General features: G+C 33.6%; 2 protein-coding genes. Both read left to right on the forward strand.

From position 1 onward, the window contains the following. Positions 1–1111: 1111 nt before the first annotated feature. Positions 1112–1909 carry a hypothetical protein gene (locus tag PVV57_RS09965; protein WP_273784007.1) on the forward strand — a complete coding sequence of 266 codons (798 nt, stop codon included), beginning with the start codon at positions 1112–1114 and terminating at the stop codon, positions 1907–1909. Between the two features lie 82 nt (positions 1910–1991). Then, the gene (locus PVV57_RS09970) at positions 1992–2675 is read left to right on the forward strand and encodes a hypothetical protein (protein WP_273784008.1); all 684 of its coding nucleotides are present in this window, start codon (positions 1992–1994) and stop codon (positions 2673–2675) included. Positions 2676–2693 lie beyond the last annotated feature (18 nt).

The raw sequence follows: 2693 nt of genomic DNA on the forward strand, positions 1-2693 counted from the left end.
CATAAAGCACGTTGTAATCATTCTCTAAATCATAAGGTTATCTATTCAAAAAAACTGATTAAAATTCAATAAAAGGGATTTTGATAACGTAATCAGTTTTTACTTTCATACGCTTTTCATAAGACACTTTTTAATGAAACACTAAAATAATCACTTTTGTCGGTTCAATTTACTGACACATAACTGACAAGTTTTAATCAATTCACATCATTGTTTATCTTTAAAGATTGTATTCTTGATATGGGTTGTGTTTTAAAGACATTAACATATTGAAAGATAAAGTTTTTAATTTTACTCATTAAAAAAAATAATTATAGGGTCTAAAAAGGACTGCAACACTGACACGGTCTATTAAAAGGTATTTTTCTAATCTCTATAATTATCAATCTCTCTTTAGATGTTTTCATAACAGTCTATAAATCGCAATTATCCTATTTATCGTTTCTCTTATGAAAATGAAAAATGATGCCATGGCTATAGAGAATGCGTAAAATAGCAAAGTTTTATAATCATAATGCAAATGAATGCATTGGTTATAAAAAGAGTTCCTATAAAAGGCTGTTAAGTTGCAAATTTGTTATAAACAAAATTCACAAAAAAATTTAAATTCATTTAGTAAAAAAATTGATAGGTTATAAAGATAAAAATACGCATGATAAGAGCGTTTTTAAATATTATAAATGTATAGATTCAAAACATAACGCAATCGTTTTATAAAGCCTATAATATAGCTTTAAACGCATATAAATATAAAAGAAGCAATTAATAAGCATAAGATATTATCAATACATAACGCATTTTAAAAAATACAAAAAATATCAAAAAAGATAGAATATTAATTGACAATAAATACGTATTTTGTTATATAAATAATCAAGTGATTAACAACACTAAACAGTTAGCGAATAGGTTACGATAAACCTAATCCTGTTATAAAAATTGACTATTTTTTATGCTCTAATTAGCATATATAGTGATTTTGTCGGGTGTGCTTACATCATACAATACCCTTAAAGGGAAAAGTGTAAGCAGCGGACTAACTGCCGTGTTTGTTAGCGCCCGACGCCCTTGGGGGCTGTCAATAACAAATATAAACAGTTAGGATTTAATTATGACAAATATATCAAAAAACACCCCCGTTAATAAGAAAAAAACATCTCCAAAATATGAACTTACTAATGAAACCCGCGTTGTTAACGGCGTGACTTTACACCGCATTAAAGCTTTAAGAGATTTTGATGATGTTAAAGCTGGTCAATTCGGCGGCTTTATTAAAGATGAAAGTGATCTGTCTCATGATGGCAATTGCTGGGTATATGATGATGCTATGGTTATCCAAGCAAGCGTTTCCGAAAATGCAAAAATACGCAATAATGCCTGTGTTGTGAATTATGCGAGGGTTTATGGGAATGCCGTGATTAGTGATAAGGCATGGGTTTTGAGTAATAAAGCACATGTTTATGACAATGCAATCATTAATGGCAATGCAAAAATTGGAGGCTATGTTTTTGGCAATGCCGTTGTGAGTGATAATGCCGTTATTACGGAGGGGGCTCTTATTTACGATAACGCCCGTGTTTATGAAAATGCTCATGTGAGTGGGCTTGTGTTTAATGATGCCCATGTCTATGGAAAATCACGCCTTGCTACGTGGTCAAAAGCTTATGGTAATGCTCATGTTTTTGATAAAGCTATAGTTTATGGCGGTAGCAATATTTATGACAATGCCAAGGTTTCTGGCTCGGCGCGTGTTGGTCCCTTTGCAAACATTCATGATAATGCTCATGTGAGTGGCAAGGCACAAATTTGCCAATTTACAACGATTTATGGCAATGCGGTGCTTAATGAAAATAAGAAATTTTCTGAAGATGTCTGTGGTGCTGATCAGGCTATAAATAACGCTGCGTAAATAATGGCGCGGGCGCGGCGGGGGCGCCCCTCTTTAACCATCTCATTTTAAAATTTAAATCTATTTATAAAGGAAGTGTGTTATGCAAAAAAAGTTTGCACTCACAAATGAGACACGTGTATTTAATAATAAAACTCTTTATCGCATTAAAGCATTAAAAGACTTTTCTGATGTTAAAGCTGGTCAATTGGGCGGCTTTATTGAAAGTGAGAACAATCTCTCTCATGATGGCAATTGCTGGGTCTATGATAATGCTCTTGTTTTAAATCCAGCCCATATTTATGAAAATGCCAAGGTTTTTAATAACGCTATTATAATGGGTACTGTTTATGGCAATGCTCATATCTGTAATCGCGCCCGCGTTTATGCAAAAGCTCAAGTTTATGACAATGCGCATCTTTCTAATAATGCTTGGGTCTGTGGGCGGGTTTATGGCAATGCAAAATTATCAGGAAATGCGCGTATTTATGGCAATGCCGTGGTTTATGATCATGCTGTTGTTAGTGGTGCTGCTAAAATTTATGGCAAGGTTTATGGCAAGGCTAGCGTGGGAGGGTATACTCAAGTCTACGGTTCTGTTTATGGCAATGCTAAAGTGACTGGTTATCACACCATTAGAGGTTTGGTACATGGCAATGCAAGATTAAAAAGAAATGATTATTCATATGTCAAACAAAACTTTTACTATGCATATGGGATTCCTGAAGATTGTGAAATTTATGAAAATGATACCGTTGTAAAGATTAGTGAAAATAAAGCTGCTTAAATAACGCTCGGGCGCGGC

The sequence above is a fragment of the Bartonella sp. AU15XJBT genome, assembly GCF_028618615.1.
GTDB lineage: Bacteria > Pseudomonadota > Alphaproteobacteria > Rhizobiales > Rhizobiaceae > Bartonella.

What these genes read in the sequence shown, in the direction of transcription:
- PVV57_RS09970 (WP_273784008.1), top strand. Translation starts at nt 1,992, where the DNA reads ATGCAAAAAAAGTTTGCACTCACAAATGAGACACGTGTATTTAATAAT.
- PVV57_RS09965 (WP_273784007.1), top strand. Translation starts at nt 1,112, where the DNA reads ATGACAAATATATCAAAAAACACCCCCGTTAATAAGAAAAAAACATCT.